The 370-nt window shown below is 38.4% G+C and carries 1 protein-coding gene; it reads left to right on the forward strand.

The annotated features are described in order from the left end of the window. Positions 1–187 precede the first annotated feature (187 nt). On the forward strand, positions 188–370 hold a 183-nt coding region (locus tag EXZ60_RS19015), incomplete at its 3' end, for a pentapeptide repeat-containing protein (protein ID WP_277436164.1).

Consider the following 370-nt stretch of genomic DNA (forward strand, 5'->3'; position numbering starts at 1 on the left):
TTAAATTAGTGGTTCTTTGCCAAGTTAATGAATGCGAAACAGTAACACCTAACAAAAAATTCAAGCCTGACTACCAACGCGTGGCTGAATTAGTTCCAAAATGGTTTAGTGATTACGGTGCATTGCTGAAAGTGACATTGTGCGTTGGTAGCAGCTTAATTTGGCGTTAGGCTATTCAGAGGATACGATGACAGATTTAAAAAATAATGAGCAATATTTCGACGTTTCTTTTGAGAAGCTTTCCTCACCTGATGAGAAATATAGCGACGTCGAGTTTGAAGATTGCCAATTCTCCGACTGCGATTTTTCAGCGGTTAAATTCCAGAAATGTAAGTTTACAAACTGCACATTTGAACGCTGCAATTTGAGT

Origin of the sequence: Vibrio sp. 1151_11 (assembly GCF_029478525.1) — a bacterium.
Taxonomy (GTDB): Bacteria; Pseudomonadota; Gammaproteobacteria; order Enterobacterales; family Vibrionaceae; genus Vibrio; species Vibrio anguillarum.